Here is a 16747-nt window from a genome sequence, read left to right as displayed (position 1 = left end):
TCAGCAAAGAACCAGAGTGGCGAGTGCCGCTTTGGTTGGGAGGAGACCGGATTGACTGATAAGACGCCTAAATATGCCTATGAAGATTTCACGCAAGGACTGAAGCTCCCCTTCGGACCGCGCACCATCACCAAAGAAGAAATCATCGAGTTCGCCCGCGAATTCGACCCACAGCCTTTTCATCTTGATGAAGAAGCGGGCAAGGCAAGCGTGCTAGGTGGGCTTGCCGCGTCGGGCTGGCAGACAGCTTCCTTAATCATGCGAATGGTTTGCGATGCCTTTCTCACAAACTCCGCCTCGCAAGGTGGGCCCGGTGTCGAGTTCACGCGGTGGAAACGTCCCGTGCTCGCGGGCGATACGCTTAATGGCATAACGACGGTCAAGGACAAACGTATCTCGAAATCGCGCCCGACAATCGGTTTGATTACGTTCCATCATGAACTGTTCAATCAACGTGGCGAAAGCGTCTGTGAGATGCAGCACCCATGCATGATGGTGCGACGCGGTCATGATGCAATCTCGGAAGGTGCGGCATGAGTTTCCTTGAAGAAAACCTCGGGCAAAATCTTGTCATCGGAAGCTATACTTTCTCCGCCGAAGAAATTGTCGACTTCGCAAGAAAGTATGACCCACAGCCATTTCACCTTGATGCGGAAGCGGCAAAAAAAAGCGTCTTCGGCGGCCTCTGTGCCTCCGGCTGGCACACCACCGCGGTCTTTATGAAGCTGAACGTTGCCTCGATCGTAGAAGCAACAAAAGACGCAATGAAACGTGGTGAAGTTCCGCCGACTTTTGGCCCCTCACCCGGCTTTGAAAATCTGAAATGGATGAGACCAGTCTATGCTGGTGATACAATCACCTATAAGCGGACCGTGCATGCGGTACGCCCTCTCACCTCGCGGCCGGGCTGGTCGATGCTGAACATGAGTACCAGTGCCTTTAATCAGGACGGCGAGCAGGTTCTGTCCTTCGACAATGCTGCGATGGTGAAACTGCCGTCATAATACTAAAACGCCCGGATTACAGCGGTTCCAGTTAAGAATTAATCGTTGGAACCGCTGTAACTGTTTGTTTTTACGCATTATCCAACGCAAAACCGCTTCGCACTTTTTGCTGGAAATGCTTTAAATCCGGGCGTTTTATGCCATTCAATCGCCTTCAAACTCGACAAGCGTGCGCACCGGCACACCAAGAGCTTCGAGCTTCTTGCGACCCCCAAGGTCTGGCAGGTCGATAATAAAGCAAGCTGCAACGATTTCTGCACCCATCTGAAGAAGCAGCTTCGCTGCAGCTTCGGCTGTGCCACCGGTTGCAATCAGATCGTCAACCAGCATGATGCGCTCACCTGGGACGATAGCATCGCGGTGCATTTCCATTTCGTCGATGCCATATTCAAGGCTGTAGGCAATGCGCACTGTATCGCGCGGCAGTTTGCCCTTCTTACGGATCGGCACGAACCCAGCCGAAAGCTGATGAGCAATCGCGCCGCCAAGAATGAAGCCGCGTGCTTCAATGCCCGCAACCTTGTCCACCTTGTTGCCTGCATAAGGATAGACGAGCTCATCCACTGCACGGCGGAAAGCTTGCGCATCACCCATGAGCGTTGTCACATCACGGAACTGAACACCGGGTTTCGGGTAATCAGGAATCGTTCTGATCGCGTCCTTCAGCGTCGCTTTGAGTCCGGATTCCATTTTCAGTCCTTTCAGAGGGTAAGCTCACGCGCTGTCATAAGGGCGTGTTTGCTGACGCAATTATATTGAACTCTCTTCAATCACGATATGCGCATCACGCCAAGCGCGTTCGCACTTTTTTGAACGGCTTCTGCTGTTCCCAAACAAAAAGGGCGCCTCGAGGCGCCCTTTCAACACATCTGCTTGATTAAAGAATCAATGCTTCACATTCGCCCAGACCGAACGCTTGGCGATGTAAACAAGACCAGCGAACAGGATCAGGAAAATAATAACCCGGAAACCTGTTTTCTTGCGGTCTTCCAGATGCGGTTCAGCGGCCCACATCAGGAATGCAGAAACGTCACGCGCATACTGATCCACCGTCTGCGGCGAACCGTCGTCATATGTCACCTGATCGTCGCTCAGCGGCTTAGCCATGGCAAGCGATTTTCCCGCGATGAAATACGGGTTGTAATGCGTGCCTTCCGGGACATGCATGCCTGCTGGCGGCTGTTCATCATAGCCAGTCAGAAGCGAGTGAATGTAGTCGGGACCTGCTTCGGCATATTGCGTGAATATATCGAAGACAAAAGTCGGGAAACCACGCTCAACCGCACGTGCCTTGGCGATTAGCGAAAAGTCTGGCGGAGCTGCGCCATTGTTAGCGGCAGCGGCTGCATTCGTGTTCGCAAATGGCGACGGAAAATGATCCGTCGGGATTGCCTTGCGGGTGAACATTTCACCATCCGCATTCGGGCCATCCTGCACTTCATATTCCGCAGCGAATGCCTTTACCTGTTCAGGCGAATAACCAAGATCTTCCAGTGTACGGAAAGCCACCAGGTTCATCGAATGGCAGGCCGAGCAGACTTCCTTATAGACCTTGAGACCGCGCTGAAGCTGTCCCTTGTCATAGGTTCCAAATGGACCTGAGAAGGTCCACTTTTCCTGCTTTGGATGGTGGATCGGAAAATGCTCCGGCTCCCCCTCGCCACCACCGGCGGCAAAGGCACCACCCATTGTCACACCCAGTGCTACCAGCGGAGCGATACCGAAGGCAGCGAAACTCTTGAGGATGTTTTTCATTGATACGTCCTTCATCTTTCGCTGCTTCAAGCCTTGATGTCCACTGGGGCAATCTCGGCCTTGCCTGCATTCTTTTCCAGTACCGCCTCGGTAATCGAGTTCGGCAGACGCTTTGGCGTCTCGATCAGGCCAAGAACCGGCATGATGACGATGAAAAATGCGAAGTAGTAGAGCGTACCGAACTGCGCCAGCAGCGTATAAGTGCCTTCAGCAGGACGCGAACCAAGCCAGCCAAGGAAGATGGCATTGATGACGAACAGCCAGAAGAACAGCTTGAACCAAGGGCGATAGACTGCCGAACGAACCTTCGACGTATCGAGCCAGGGAACAACGAAGAGGATTGCGATCGAACCGAACATGGTCAGAACGCCACCGAGCTTCGAGTCGATCGGTCCGATGTTGAAAGTGATGGCGCGCAGCATCGCGTAAAACGGCAGGAAGTACCATTCAGGGACGATGTGAGCTGGCGTCTTCAGCGAGTCTGCCGGGATGTAGTTATCCGGATGACCGAGGAAGTTCGGCATATAAAAGACGAAATAAGCGAAGAAGATGAAGAAGACGAGCGCGCCAAAAGCGTCCTTGATGGTCGCATAAGGCGTGAACGGCAGCGTATCTGTCTCCGACTTGACTTCAATCCCTGTCGGGTTGGTCTGGCCGGTTACGTGCAGCGCCCAGACGTGCAGGATAACAACGCCTGCAATCATGAACGGCAGCAGATAATGCAGCGAGAAGAAGCGGTTCAGCGTCGGATTATCGACGGCAAAGCCACCAAGCAACAATTGCTGGATCGGTTCGCCTATCACCGGAAACGCGGTGAAGAAGCCCGTGATAACCGTCGCACCCCAGAAGGACATTTGTCCCCATGGCAGCACGTACCCCATGAAAGCGGTTGCCATCATGAGAAGGAAAATCACCACACCAAGGATCCACAGAAGCTCGCGCGGCGCCTTGTAGGAGCCATAATACAGACCGCGAGCAATATGCAGATAAACCGCAATGAAGAAGAATGACGCGCCGTTGGCGTGCATGTAGCGCAGCAGCCAGCCGGAATTGACGTCACGCATGATCTTTTCAACGGAATTGAAAGCAATTCCCGTATCCGCAGCATAATGCATGGCCAGCACAATGCCGGTAATGATCTGCGCAATCAGCATAAATGCCAAAATGCCGCCGAACGTATACATGTAGTTCAGGTTACGTGGCGTCGGATAAGCAACAAAGGAATCATAGACAAGACGCGGTAAAGGCAGTCGTTCGTCGACCCATTTTTCGATGCCGGTCGAGGGCGTATATGTGGAGTGTCCACCACTCATGTTTTCTCTCCCCAAGATCTGTTTTAGCCGATCCTGATGACCGTATCGGAAGCAAATGCGTATGCCGGAATGTGCATGTTTTCCGGCGCTGGACCGCTGCGGATACGGCCTGCGGTGTCATAGGTCGAACCATGGCATGGGCAGAACCAGCCACCGAAAGAACCTGACTCACCGAGCGGTACGCAACCAAGGTGGGTACAAACGCCGATCATGATGATCCAGTTTTCCTTACCTTCACCTGCAGAACGCGCGACATCGGTCGCCTGCGCATCAGCAGGAAGGTTCGCATTGCGGGCCGCGATATCTTTCAGATCACCAAGAGCAGTCGTCTTGGCATCTTCAATTTCTTTGGCCGTACGGTTACGGATGAAAACTGGCTTTCCGCGCCATTTAACGGTGAGTGATGCGCCTTCTGCTAGAGAAGACACATCAACCTCAATAGACGCTGCAGCAAGCGTCGAAGCGTCGGGGCGCATCTGGTCGATAAACGGCCATGCCAGTCCGCCGATACCGACGACACCGGCCATTCCCGTCGCAATATACAAAAAATCACGCCGTGTCGGCTCAGCCGTGTCGTGTGCGCTCACGTGCCAATTCCTTTTTAACCTGGATATCCAATTGAAATCTCCCCTCGTTCCTTTGCAATTGCGCAAAAGCAGTCCAGCCTTTTGCGCTCACGCAAAAAGCAGTTCCACAATTGCTTGCAGAACGAAATTCCCTCCATCTCAACATTGAGGTTTAGGCAGGTTGAAAAGCCTTGTCCAGACGCCAACCTCATAGGACGGCACCATGTCGCAGGCTGCTTTACTGGGATGTTTTAAAAGCGACCAGACGAACCGCACCGCTCAAATCGCGCTTTGGGCGGTGCGTCGAACATTTTGCAAAATTGGCTGGAATTAGCCGTTTATGCCGAGAAACCCGCCCGATTGACGCGCCCAGAGACCGGCGTAAATTCCACCTCGCTCAATAAGTTCTTCATGGGTTCCCTCCTCGACAATCCGGCCTTTGTCCATGACAATGAGACGATCTAGCGCCGCAATAGTCGAAAGCCGATGCGCAATAGCGATCACCGTCTTGCCTTCCATGAGCTGACGGAGGTTTTCCTGAATCGAAGCTTCCACCTCTGAGTCGAGCGCGGAAGTCGCCTCATCCAGAATAAGAATAGGCGCATCTTTCAGGATAGCGCGCGCGATTGCGATGCGCTGTCGCTGGCCACCTGAAAGTTTCACGCCACGTTCACCAACAAACGCGTCGAAAGACTTGCGGCCATTGAAGTCTTCAAGCTTGGCGATAAACTCATCAGCTTCCGCCTGTCGCGCTGCCTGAAGCAGTTCTTCATCACTCGCATTGTCGCGCGCCAGCATGATATTCTCGCGCAATGAGCGATGCAGGAGCGCTGTCTCCTGACTGACCACTGCAAAAGCGCGGCGCAGTGAGGCTTGCGTCACATCGCGAACATCCTGCCCATCCACAAGGATCGCACCTTTCTCGACGTCATAAAGGCGCAGGATCAGATTGACGAGAGTCGATTTACCCGCGCCCGAATGCCCTACCAGGCCAATGCGCTCACCGCCCTTAACGGTGAAATTGATACCATCAAGGACACCCGCTGCTTTGCCATAATGGAAAGTGACATTGTTAATATCGATGCGAGCTTCGGTGATCTGCAATGTTTTTGCATCGCGCTTGTCTTCAAGACCAAGAGGAGCGGAAACAAGCTTCATCGAATTCTCGATCAGTCCCAGCTGACGCAGCATTCCGTTGAGCTGCATCATCAATCGACCAAGCAGCATGTTCAACCGCAGAACCAGGCCAAGCGTGAAGGACACCTGCCCGACAGTGATCGCATCGCGCGTCCACAAATCGATGGTAATCGCAGCAACGGTAACGATCATCACACCAGAAAGCGCGGTCATAGCAAGGCGCACGCCGGTCAGTGAGCGCATGAAAGGCAAGATCGCAGCGAGATACCGCATGAAGCCTTCACGCATGTAGCGTTCATCATCATCAGCGGTATTGAGCTTGATCGTCTGAATGTTGGAATAGCTGTCGACGATGCGGCCATTGATCATCGAACCGGCTTCTGCGGACGCTTCAGCGCTTTTGCGAATACGTGGCAGATAATGGCGGGCGATCAAACCAAATGCCAATATCCATAAGATAACGGCTGCCGCCAGCCGCCAGTCGAGGCGCCCCACCAGAAACAGCGTTGTGATGCTGTAAATCGCCATGAACCAGACGACTTGAATGAGGCTTTCGATGAGATCACCGGCAGCCTGTCCGGCCTGCCACACCTTGGTGGCAATACGACCGGCAAAATCATTCTGAAAAAAAGCATAGGATTGGCGCTGGACATAAGAATTGGCCTGCCAGCGGATCATGTTGTAGAAGCCCGGCGACAGTGTCTGACCTTCGAGCAGCGTATTTATGCCGGTCACGACAAACCGGATGACAAGGACGGTAATGCCCATGAACAACAGCTCGGGACCTGCTGCCTGAAACAGTGCAGACCAGCTACGTTCAACACCAGCCCGACCTGCCTGATCGAGAATATCGACCAGTCTGCCGGTAAAATAAAACAGTCCCGCCTCGACCAAAGGCAAAAGACCGCCAACAACCAGCGAGGCTGCAAGCGGCCATTTGGCCTGACGGGCATAATGCCAGAGAAATGCGAGCGTAGTTGAAGGCGGCCTAAGCTTGTCCGGTTCGCGGAAGGGATCAACCCAGCGCTCGAACAGGCTATAAACCGCTTTCATCAAATGCCTAATCCTTACTTTGCCATCTCTGCTTCGGCCTGTTCGTCAAATCCGAGGAAGCCGCCCGACTGTCGTGCCCATAGTCCGGCATAAATGCCGCCGAGCGCAACAAGTTCCTCATGCGTCCCATCTTCAACAATCTGGCCCTTGTCCATCACGACCAGACGATCAAGCGCCGCAATGGTCGAAAGACGGTGCGCGATCGCAATAACCGTCTTGCCTTCCATCAGCGTGTTGAGGCTGTCCTGAATGGCCGCTTCCACCTCCGAGTCGAGCGCAGAGGTTGCCTCGTCCAGAATGAGGATCGGCGCATCCTTCAACATCACACGCGCAATCGCGATACGTTGACGCTGTCCGCCGGAAAGCTTCACGCCGCGTTCACCGACATGGGCATCAAGCCCACGCCGACCTTTCGCGTCAGTCAGCAGCGGAATGAACTGATCAGCCTGTGCCAGACGGATTGCGCGCTCGACCATTTCTTCGGTGGCATCAGGTCGGCCATACATGATGTTCTCACGTACGGAACGATGAAGAAGCGATGTGTCCTGTGTGACCATGCCGATGCTTGCACGAAGCGAGTCCTGCGTGACCTTGGAAATGTCCTGGCCGTCAATCAGAATGCGGCCCTTTTCGAGATCGTAGAAGCGCAGCAGCAGATTGACCAGCGTGGATTTACCCGCACCCGAACGACCGACGAGGCCAATCTTCTGCCCAGCCTGGATGTCGAGTGACAAACCTTCAATAACGCCCTTGCCCTTGCCGTAGTGAAACCCGATCTTGTCGAAATCCAGCGCACCCTTGCTGACATGCAGCGCAGGCGCATTCGGCACGTCCACCACCTCGTGAGCACGAGCAATCGTTGTGATACCGTCTTCTACTGTTCCGATATTCTCGAACAGTGCAGACATTTCCCACATGATCCACTGCGACATGCCGTTGAGACGCAGCACAAGGCCGATACCAACAGCCACCGCACCAACGGAGATCGCTTCATTCATCCAGAGCTTGATGCCAATCGCACCCACGGCAAACAGCAAAATACAGTTAGCCATATAGAGTGTGAAATGGAACATCGTGATGAGCCGCATCTGGCGATGCACTGTACCAAGGAAGCCATCGAGGCTTTCCTTGACGTAAGACTCTTCGCGGCTTGAATGCGAGAACAGTTTGACCGTCGCAATATTGGTATAGCTGTCGACGATACGCCCGGTCATCGACGAACGCGCATCGGCCTGCTCTTCGGAAATCACACGCAGACGCGGAATGAAAAAGCGCAGCAAGATCATGTAGACGATTAGCCAGACCGCAAACGGGATCATCAGAACAATGTCTGCGGACGCTGCAATGAACAGCGTGCCCGCAAAATAGACGATGACATAGTTCAGCACGTCGAGCAGTTTCATAACCGTTTCGCGCACCGCGAGCGCGGTCTGCATCAGCTTGGTCGAGATACGCCCGGCAAACTCGTCCTGGAAGAACGACATGGACTGACGGATCAGATAGCGATGCATCAGCCAGCGCACGCGCATCGGATAGTTGCCAAGCAACGTCTGGTGAATGAGCAGCGAATGGACCAGCACCACACCAGGCAAGCCGACAAGTACAACGCCTGCGATCATCGCAAGCCGCCAGCCTTCGTTGCTCAGGAACGTTTCGCGCGACTGATGTGAAAGCCAGTCGACGATATTGCCCATGAAGGCAAAGAGCGACACTTCGATGATCGCGATCAGTGTTGTGAAAATTGCCATGCCGATAATCCATGGCCATGCGCCACGGGTATAGTAAAGGCAGAAGGCCACCAGCCCGCGCGGAGGTTCGCGTGGAGGCTCTTCGGGATAGGCTTCGAGTCGTTTTTCAAACCATCTAAACATGGCGATCCTTTTATGTGCCTCAGCAAAAATTGCCAAGGCGGAATAGGAACAAAAAGGGAATATTTTTGTGATTAGAGGACAGTTTTGCTCACCGCAGCGTTATCGCGCACGATTGATGTGTTGACGTCATGGGAACATTCGTTCTCTGTACTTGCAGCAACAGAGTTTGTGAGTTACCCGCCTCATATGGAACTGCGTATCGCTCTTTACCAGCCTGACATTCCCGGCAATACGGGAACCATCCTGCGCATGGCCGCATGCCTTGGCTTCGCGGTGGACCTGATCGAGCCTGCGGGTTTTGACGTTTCCGACAGATCGCTAAAGCGCGCCGGTATGGATTATCTGGAACAGGCTGCCCTCACCCGCCATGCCGACTGGCAACATTTCAATGACTGGCGCCTGCAGGCAGGCAAACGCCTTGTGTTGCTTTCAACCAAAGCTGCGGTTGGCTATACGGATTATCAGTTTCAGAAAAATGACATCCTGCTCTTTGGGCGTGAATCTGCCGGTGTACCGGACAGCATTCAGGATCTCGCTGATGCACGGCTGATTATACCCATGGTACCGGGCGCACGATCCCTCAATCTTGCGGTTTCCGTAGCGCTAACCGCAGGCGAAGCTATGCGCCAGCAAAAACTGGAACTCGATTCCGTTTCAAACGCTTAGACGGGCAAGCGGAATCAGTTCCCGAAGCATGTTCAATAAGCTTTGCACAATGCCGGTTGTGCCGGGCGCCCCTTCTTTAATCTCCGGTCTGAAAGGCTATCATTCGATGCAGTCATCGCTCCGCAATCTCACCTTTGCTGCGTCCGCGCTGTCTATGCTCGCAGCAGCACCTGCATTCGCTCAAGGTGCCGAAACCATTTCGCCAAAGGTCATGGTCATCACCATGTTTGGCGAAGAAGCCAAGCCATGGCTGGAAGGCGAGAAGTTCACGCAGAAGCTGAAACTGCCGGGCCTGAGCCCTGAATATCCTGAGGTCGATTGCACAGCCGAAGGCCTCTGCCATATGACGACGGCCATGGGCTTCGCCAATGCAGCAAGCGCGGTCACCGCAATGGCGCTCAGCGATAAGCTTGATCTCACGCACACCTATTTCCTCATCGCAGGCATTGCAGGCGTTGATCCAAAGCACGGCACACTGGGTTCCGCGCATTGGGCGAAATACGCAGTTGATGCCAACCTCAACCATCGCATTGATATTCGCGAAGCGCCTGAAGGCTGGGCGACTGACTTCTTCGGCCTTGGTGCGGAAAAGCCGGGCGAAAAGCCAAAATGGGCCGCTGGCACGGAAGTCTTCGAACTCAACGGCAAACTCGCCGATTACGCGCTGGCAACAACCAAGGGCGTCGAGCTTCTCGACGGCGACGATGCCAAGGAATATCGCAAGCACTATACGGAAAAAGCTGCGACCAGCGCACCAATGGTCACGATCTGCGATACAGCATCGGGCGATACTTACTGGCACGGCACCAAGCTGGGCGAAGCCATGGAACAGTGGTCGAAGCTTTTGACCGACGGCAAGGCCGAATACTGCACGTCTCAAATGGAAGACAATGCGACACTCACTTCGCTCAAGCGTGCAGCAGACGCAGGCAAGCTAGATTACGACCGTATTGCGCTATTGCGCACTGCCTCTAACTTCGACCGTCAGGGCAAAGACCAGACTGCAGCGCAATCGCTTGCAGCAAAGTCGGGCGGCTTCCCGCTGGCCACAACCAATGCCTATCGCGTTGGCAAAGTCTACGCCGACAGCATCATCAAGGATTGGAAGTCGTGGGAGCAAGCTCCTCAGACGGAAGTAAAATAAAGTCGTAATGCTATAACGACTCAAAAACGAAACCGCCCTTCGGCAATGCCGGAGGGCGGTTTTTACAAATGGCTAATCTGAATCTCGTTTCAACGACTTAAGTCCGCGCTTTGAATCAGATCGCGAAGCTAATCCGATGTCGGCAAACGGCGCATCGTAAATTCGATGACATCGTCGGGACGTTCGCACCAGCTTTCTATTTCTGTCCAGTATGCAGCTTTGGGAAATGTCTCAAACCATTCACGCGCCTTTTCACGCGCAGCCTGTCGCGGCAATGCAAATGTTTCCCGGATGAAACCATCGCGCGGAAGCCGGCTCTTGTTCGCGCGGCCTTTTTCAAGCTGCTTGCGCAGTCCTTCAAGCGGCGGGCGGGGCGGTGATGCGGTCATGCAGGAGCCTCCCGAAACAAGGAATATCCAATCCCTAGGTGGCATAAGATAGGGAAGCAACGACTTGATGACGAGTCTTTTCTTGGGGAGAGGAAATCATGCGCGCGACGTGCAACGTCTTCGTGCTTTGCCAGACTGCAGGACTTTGCTAAGTCAGAAACATAGAAGTTTGAATTTTCGCGACTTCTCCAGTCGCACGGTACATTGCGTGAGAGGATACAAAAATGCAGCGCGACGAAATTCCGGCAATCATCCCGCAAGATATCGAAGAAAAAAAGCAAGCCGCCCGGGACTGGTTTGAAGAGCTGCGCGATCGTATCTGTGCAAGCTTCGAGCAACTCGAAGACGACTTGCAGGGACAGCTTTCCGATCAGGAGCCGGGCCGCTTTGTTCGCACACCCTGGCAGAAGGATGATGGCAATGGTGGTGGCGGCGTCATGTCCATCATGCATGGTCGTGTCTTTGAAAAAGTCGGCGTGCATGTCTCCACTGTTCATGGCGAGTTCTCGCCAGAGTTTCGCAAGCAGATACCTGGCGCCGAAGAAGACCCACGCTATTGGGCCAGTGGAATTTCGCTGATCGCGCATCCACAAAATCCGAATGTTCCGGCAGTCCACATGAACACGCGCATGGTCGTTACCACGCGCCAGTGGTTCGGCGGTGGTGCAGACCTGACGCCGGTGCTCGACCGTCGTCGCACGCAGGAAGACCCGGATACACTCGCTTTCCATAAAGCATTCCGCTTCATCTGCGAAAAGCACAAAGACATCGTCGATTACCAGCGAGTCAAAGAATGGTGCGACGAATATTTCTTCCTGCCTCACCGTGACGAGGCACGCGGCATTGGCGGTATCTTCTATGACTGGCTGCATTCATCTGAAGAACAGGGCGGCTGGGACAAGGACTTCGCGTTCACACGCGACGTAGGCCGTGGTTTCTCGGTCGTCTATCCGCATCTGGTTCGCCAGAACTTCAACAAGGACTGGACACCTGAAGATCGCGAAGAGCAACTCATCCGCCGCGGGCGCTATGTCGAATTCAACCTACTTTATGATCGTGGCACGATCTTCGGTCTCAAGACCGGCGGCAATGTGAATTCCATTCTGTCGTCCATGCCGCCTGTGGTGAAATGGCCGTAACAGGTTCTGGGAATTTAAAAAGGGCGGGAATTTCCCGCCCTTTCTTTATGCGTCGAATGCTGCGTGATAGGTCACGTTGCCTCGTGGTATTTCCCCCTCGATAACGAGGCATTGGAAATACTCCGCTGGTACACCTTCAAGCCTGAGCCTATCATCAGCTTTGAAACCAAAACGCTGATAATAGCCGGGATCTCCGAGCAAGACACAGCCCTTGGCTCCTGCCTTCTTCAGTCGCAAAAGACCTTCTCGAATGAGTGCGCTACCAATCCCCTCACCTTGCCTGCCCGGCTGGACCGAGACGGGGCCAAGCCCGTACCAGCCACAATCGGCACCATCGATAAGTACGGGCGAAAAAGCCACGTGACCGAGAAGAGCCCCTTCCTCCTCTGCCACCAGTGACAAGGTCAGCGCCGATGCCGAACGAAGCCCATCAATAATGGCCGCCTCTTTCTGGTTACTATACGGCACCGAACGGAACGCCTCTTCAGTCAGGCGACGGATTGCAGCCGTGTCCTCTGGTTGCTCCTTGCGGATAAGCATCATGCTCTCCTTCATCGATTATTGGCTTGTGCGCGGACGTTGATGCGTCCTTTGAGCGAAATGCGATACGCATCGCCAGCCCGAGATTCGATCAGCCGCTTCCGTCGCAATTGCTGGAAAACAACCATTGTACAATCGGAAAGTAGATAACCTTCGCGGGTATAACATTCGATTTCGCAGATACGTCGGTCTTCGCGCAAATGGCGGATGTAACCGCCCTGCGCCAGCACGTGTAGCACGCGCTGTTCAATGCGTGAGATATTCATTGTCGTTAATGCCTGGATGGAAACCATGACAAGCACCAGCCTGCGCGGACAAACCAAGATTTGCCCACGGCCAATGCCATTTTCCGTCCCTGAACATCTGCGTGGATTAAACCGCGCAGTTATTCGGAACGATCAGAGGCTTCCGACAATCTCCAGCATCAACAATTCCTCTTAACGCAGACCCAGATTTGACCGTGGGTACATATGACGGGAGGGCTTAAGAGCCCTCCCGAAGATTATTTAAGAGTGCTGTAGCTTGAAGTCAATTCGTTCAGGCTTTTGGCTGGTTGCGGAGCTTTTCAGCCTCCGCATAAAACTTCTTTTCCCACTCATTGTGGTTGTCCAACCCCTCCTTGATGAAGGGCGTAAAGATTGCAAGATTCATCAAAGCCCAATTTACGAAGCGGGCCGGAAACTTCAGCGGCTTTACGAAATCGACAAACAACACCACACGCGTATGGTCGGTATGGTTCCATGCCTCATGTTCATAGGCATCATCGAAAATAAGAACCTTGCCTTCCTGCCAATGGCAGACCTGTTTATCGACCCGGATCGCGAGCTTGTCGGCAGGCTCCGGTACAATCATGCCCATATGCAAACGCAACACGCCATTGTAAGGGCCTCGGTGCGGCGGCAGATGCTTGCCCGGTTCAAAGATCGAGAACATAGCAGTGGTCAGGCCCGGAATTTTCTGCACGGCATTCCATGTGTTGGGACAAGCGTGAACGTTCTGTTCCGACTTCACGCCAAAACCAAGCAGGAAGAACGTCTTCCAATGATTATCCGTCGAGATTGTCTTCACGTCTGAGGAAATATCCTGAAAGGACGGCAATTCACTCTGGCGCAGCAAAACCTTTTCCAGCTCCGCACGGATAGCCGGATATGCCTTCTCGACTTCTGCCACCCATGGGAAAATAGCATTGTCATATACTGGCGGATTGCCAAGCTTTGCGTATTTGAGATTAAGCCGCTCCGCCCATGCAACAATTCCCATGAAGAAACGTGTAACCGCACCCGGACGCTCCATAGGTGCGATACCGTCCGTGCCAAAATTCTGCTTGGGGTCAGTGGCCGTATTCTGCGAAGTCGATGTATCGGAAGTGGACATTCATTGCTCTTTCAAATCAGGCGCTTAAAACCGAACTTACGATATAAACTCAGAAAATCGCGGCATGATTTTGTATAATCAACCGTCAATCGTTCATTTTATTGCGATCAAGTTTGTCCAGAAGCGCTTCATGGTCAAGACTAAAACCTGAGTCAATCCAGAGAGTTTCCAACTCGCGCAGCTTTTCGCCCAAAACGGGGCCTTTCTCGAAGCCAAGGCGAAGAAGATCGACACCCGTAACCGGGAACACCGGCGCTTCATAGCTTTGAACAGCGTCAAGCAGGCGGGCAAAACCGCCCGCACGGATCATGGCCTCATCACTGCCGATCGCTTCATTGCGTGCTTGAGCATAGCTGAGCTGAATGCGATCCAGGACCGCCTGCTTGCTGCCACGATAAACAAGCTTTTTCAGCACCTGTTCAGACATTTCCGGCTTGATAATTTCAGTGCGTGCCCATGCTTCGAGCCGCGCCCGTTCTGCGTTCGACATTTTCAGTCGTTTGCCCATAGCATTGACGCGTGCCGTATCGGGCGGGATCATACTTTCAAGCCGTAACAAGGCATCTATAGGCCAGCCAAGATCGCCTTCCGTGCGCACCAGGCCATGGATTGAATCGATGCCCCATTTTTCACTTTCAGGCAGAATGGCGGTGAGGACACCAGCCTGCCGCATCCACAAAAGCGCACGCGAAGGATCGGGAGCAGCAAGAAGCTTTTTAAGCTCCGACCAGACCCGCTCGGCAGAAAGTTGATCAAGGCCATCCTTGAGACGCGCACTGGCGCGCAGACCATCGGTTTCGGGACGACCCGAACCATACCATGCAAAGAAACGGAAAAAGCGCAGGATACGTAAATAATCTTCCCGGATGCGCGCTTCAGCATCACCAATGAAACGCAGCGTCCGCGTTTCGATATCAGCCAGCCCACCGACAAAATCGATGACCTCGCCATCAACCGTTGCATAAAGCGCGTTGATCGTAAAATCACGTCGTTCGGCGTCCGTCTTCCAGTCGGTACCGAAAGCCACTTTTGCATGGCGACCATCGGTTTCGATATCCTTACGCAATGTTGTCACTTCAAACGGCTGTCCCTGAACGACAACCGTCACCGTGCCATGCTCAATACCAGTCGGTACGGGCTTGAAGCCTGCTTCCTTAGCAAGTCGTACAGTATCCTGCGGCAGATGCGTGGTGGCCAAGTCGATATCACTGACTTTTGTACCCAGCAGCGTGTTGCGCACAGCTCCGCCGACCACGCGCGCCTCGCCACCATCACGGTTCAATGCTGCAAAAAGCGCCTGAAGTGGCTTCGCCTTCAGCCAGTCGGCACGGCTAGAAATATTGATGGAATGAATGAGTGTCTCGCTCAAGCGTAGAGCCTTTCATAAAGTCCGCGAATGATCCCTGCGGTCGCGCCCCAGATGAATCGTTCGTGATATGGCATTGCGTAATAAAAACGTTCCTCACCGTTGAACAGTCGGCTTTCGCGCCGATGGTTGGCCGGGTTCATGAGAAATGAAAGCGGTACTTCAAAGATGTCCGCGACCTCGTCTGGATTGGGATAAACATCGAATGGCGTGTTAACGACCGCCAGAACAGGGATGATCGAAAACCCGCTGCCGGTCAGATAGCGCGGCATATGTCCGATGATTTCTGCCCGTTCGGAGATAAGACCGATTTCCTCATTGGCCTCTCGTAGCGCTGCATTTTCAGCCGTACCGTCTTCAGGGTCGATCGCACCACCCGGAAAAGCAATCTGACCAGAATGCTTGCGCAATTTTTCAGTGCGTCGCGTCAGCAACAATGTCGCTTCTGGTCCACGATCCACCACCGGCACGAGCACGGCGGCATCACGCATTTTCGACGTGACCATGGCCTGCGTGAATTCTGGATTCAGCAAATGATCGCCAGTCAGATCATCATGATCCGGCTGCCAGTTGCGCACGCGCTCGGCAAAATCACCCGCTGAAAACGCCGGAAACAGATGAGATGCACGGTTATTCATTGCAGTGCGGCCTCCAGTGCATCGACAGGCATGATTGGAAAAACCACGCCGTTTGAACGCACCGCAAACATCGTCACGCCATCGACTTCGATCTCTTCGCCAAGCGCTACGAGATCATACATCACAGCCCGAGTCAGCAATGCTTCCAATCGACCGCGAACAAGCACATAAGGTTTGAGACCACCGCTTTCCTTTTCGAGGATAAAGCGTAGTGGATGCTCATCACCCACTTCGATCACATCTCCGACATTGGTCCGCAAAATCAGCTTCTGCCCCTCTCCCTCGCCCGAAACCTGCATTTCAACAGCGAGGAAATGCGCATCTTCCACCCGGATTCCGACTTTTTCCACCGGCGTTACAAGATAAGTTTTTCCGTCTTCGTCCTTGCGTAAGACGGTCGAAAACAGTCGCACAAGCTGAGGGCGTCCAATGGGTGTTCCCATATAGAACCAGGTGCCATCTGCGCGAATTTCCATATCCAGATCGCCGCAAAACTCTGGGTTCCAGCGTTCCACAGGCGGAATTCCCCGTTCATTCGTCGCTGGGCCGCTATGCGCATCAGCGTGGGCGCGCGCAATCAGAGCTTCCAGTCCGCTGGTACTTGCAGCCGCCTTCATTGAACTTTGCGGCTCTTGTTTGCCGTTAGGGGTGCTTTTTGTCATCCGACTCGGTTATTCCTGCTCGAATGTGATTAAAATGCTTAGAGTCATGAAATAGTCACCGTTTCACGGCTTGTCAGCATTATAGTGCGATTTAAATTTCAGAGGCAGTCGCCTTAAGTCCGGTTCTCCG

Annotated in this window: 18 protein-coding genes; 5 read left to right on the top strand and 13 right to left on the bottom strand. The window is 53.6% G+C overall.

Features of this window, described 5'->3' with window-relative positions; translation table 11 throughout:
* Positions 1–51: 51 nt before the first annotated feature.
* A complete protein-coding gene (locus QBD00_RS01220) occupies positions 52–537 on the top strand; it encodes a MaoC family dehydratase (protein ID WP_318578479.1) in 486 nt (161 codons plus the stop codon).
* On the top strand, positions 534–1004 hold the full coding sequence (locus tag QBD00_RS01215; protein ID WP_095447106.1) for a MaoC family dehydratase: 471 nt from the start codon (positions 534–536) through the stop codon (positions 1002–1004). The genes QBD00_RS01220 and QBD00_RS01215 overlap by 4 nt, the downstream gene beginning before the upstream one ends.
* A 144-nt stretch (positions 1005–1148) precedes the next feature.
* Here the strand turns inward: QBD00_RS01215 and QBD00_RS01210 are convergent, their stop codons facing one another.
* The 6 genes from QBD00_RS01210 to QBD00_RS01185 all read right to left on the bottom strand — a co-directional run bounded on the left by QBD00_RS01210 (position 1149) and on the right by QBD00_RS01185 (position 8699).
* Positions 1149–1694, bottom strand: a complete 546-nt coding sequence (locus QBD00_RS01210) for an adenine phosphoribosyltransferase (protein WP_024899419.1) — start codon at positions 1692–1694, stop codon at positions 1149–1151.
* A 195-nt stretch (positions 1695–1889) separates the two neighbouring features.
* The gene (locus QBD00_RS01205; RefSeq protein WP_191793940.1) at positions 1890–2759 is read right to left on the bottom strand and encodes a cytochrome c1; all 870 of its coding nucleotides are present in this window, start codon (positions 2757–2759) and stop codon (positions 1890–1892) included.
* Positions 2760–2785: 26 nt separating this feature from the next.
* On the bottom strand, positions 2786–4072 hold the full coding sequence (locus tag QBD00_RS01200; RefSeq protein ID WP_095447108.1) for a cytochrome b: 1287 nt from the start codon (positions 4070–4072) through the stop codon (positions 2786–2788).
* A gap of 23 nt (positions 4073–4095) precedes the next feature.
* Positions 4096–4659 carry a ubiquinol-cytochrome c reductase iron-sulfur subunit gene (gene petA / locus QBD00_RS01195; RefSeq protein ID WP_095447109.1) on the bottom strand — a complete coding sequence of 188 codons (564 nt, stop codon included), beginning with the start codon at positions 4657–4659 and terminating at the stop codon, positions 4096–4098.
* 309 nt (positions 4660–4968) lie between these two features.
* Positions 4969–6828, bottom strand: coding sequence for an ABC transporter ATP-binding protein (locus QBD00_RS01190; protein ID WP_318578478.1), 1860 nt, complete (start codon positions 6826–6828; stop codon positions 4969–4971).
* Between the two features lie 14 nt (positions 6829–6842).
* A complete protein-coding gene (locus tag QBD00_RS01185; protein ID WP_095447111.1) occupies positions 6843–8699 on the bottom strand; it encodes an ABC transporter ATP-binding protein in 1857 nt (618 codons plus the stop codon).
* Between the two features lie 186 nt (positions 8700–8885).
* Here QBD00_RS01185 and QBD00_RS01180 point away from each other — a divergent pair, with 186 nt between their 5' ends.
* Both QBD00_RS01180 and QBD00_RS01175 read left to right on the top strand, forming a co-directional pair.
* The gene (locus tag QBD00_RS01180) at positions 8886–9365 is read left to right on the top strand and encodes a tRNA (cytidine(34)-2'-O)-methyltransferase (protein ID WP_095447943.1); all 480 of its coding nucleotides are present in this window, start codon (positions 8886–8888) and stop codon (positions 9363–9365) included.
* 106 nt (positions 9366–9471) lie between these two features.
* Positions 9472–10509, top strand: coding sequence for a purine nucleoside permease (locus QBD00_RS01175; protein WP_318578477.1), 1038 nt, complete (start codon positions 9472–9474; stop codon positions 10507–10509).
* Between the two features lie 128 nt (positions 10510–10637).
* On the opposite strand, the gene QBD00_RS01170 is transcribed toward QBD00_RS01175, so the two are convergent.
* Complete coding sequence (locus QBD00_RS01170) at positions 10638–10898, bottom strand: hypothetical protein (RefSeq protein WP_095447112.1); 261 nt, start codon at positions 10896–10898, stop codon at positions 10638–10640.
* Between the two features lie 224 nt (positions 10899–11122).
* Between QBD00_RS01170 and hemF the strand changes: the two genes are divergently transcribed.
* Positions 11123–12037 (top strand): oxygen-dependent coproporphyrinogen oxidase, encoded by a 915-nt coding sequence (gene hemF, locus QBD00_RS01165; protein ID WP_095447113.1) that lies wholly within the window; start codon positions 11123–11125, stop codon positions 12035–12037.
* Between the two features lie 45 nt (positions 12038–12082).
* Here the strand turns inward: hemF and QBD00_RS01160 are convergent, their stop codons facing one another.
* The 6 genes from QBD00_RS01160 to QBD00_RS01135 all read right to left on the bottom strand — a co-directional run bounded on the left by QBD00_RS01160 (position 12083) and on the right by QBD00_RS01135 (position 16617).
* On the bottom strand, positions 12083–12577 hold the full coding sequence (locus tag QBD00_RS01160; protein WP_318578476.1) for an N-acetyltransferase: 495 nt from the start codon (positions 12575–12577) through the stop codon (positions 12083–12085).
* A gap of 11 nt (positions 12578–12588) precedes the next feature.
* Positions 12589–12843 (bottom strand): YjhX family toxin, encoded by a 255-nt coding sequence (locus QBD00_RS01155; RefSeq protein ID WP_095447945.1) that lies wholly within the window; start codon positions 12841–12843, stop codon positions 12589–12591.
* Positions 12844–13114: 271 nt separating this feature from the next.
* On the bottom strand, positions 13115–13951 hold the full coding sequence (locus QBD00_RS01150) for an aspartyl/asparaginyl beta-hydroxylase domain-containing protein (protein WP_095447115.1): 837 nt from the start codon (positions 13949–13951) through the stop codon (positions 13115–13117).
* 85 nt (positions 13952–14036) lie between these two features.
* Positions 14037–15305, bottom strand: coding sequence for a CCA tRNA nucleotidyltransferase (locus QBD00_RS01145; RefSeq protein ID WP_412534978.1), 1269 nt, complete (start codon positions 15303–15305; stop codon positions 14037–14039).
* Between the two features lie 11 nt (positions 15306–15316).
* Positions 15317–15955, bottom strand: a complete 639-nt coding sequence (locus QBD00_RS01140) for a CoA pyrophosphatase (protein WP_318578474.1) — start codon at positions 15953–15955, stop codon at positions 15317–15319.
* Entirely contained in the window at positions 15952–16617 is a 666-nt protein-coding gene (locus tag QBD00_RS01135) for a DUF1285 domain-containing protein (RefSeq protein WP_095447117.1), read from the bottom strand. Before QBD00_RS01135 ends, QBD00_RS01140 begins: the two co-directional genes overlap by 4 nt.
* Between the last annotated feature and the right edge of the window lie 130 nt (positions 16618–16747).

The sequence above is a fragment of the Ochrobactrum sp. AN78 genome, assembly GCF_029909885.1.
Taxonomy (GTDB): domain Bacteria; phylum Pseudomonadota; class Alphaproteobacteria; order Rhizobiales; family Rhizobiaceae; genus Brucella; species Brucella quorumnocens.
Note: the sequence above shows the minus strand (reverse complement) of the source record. Positions and strands in the feature narration are given on the sequence as shown.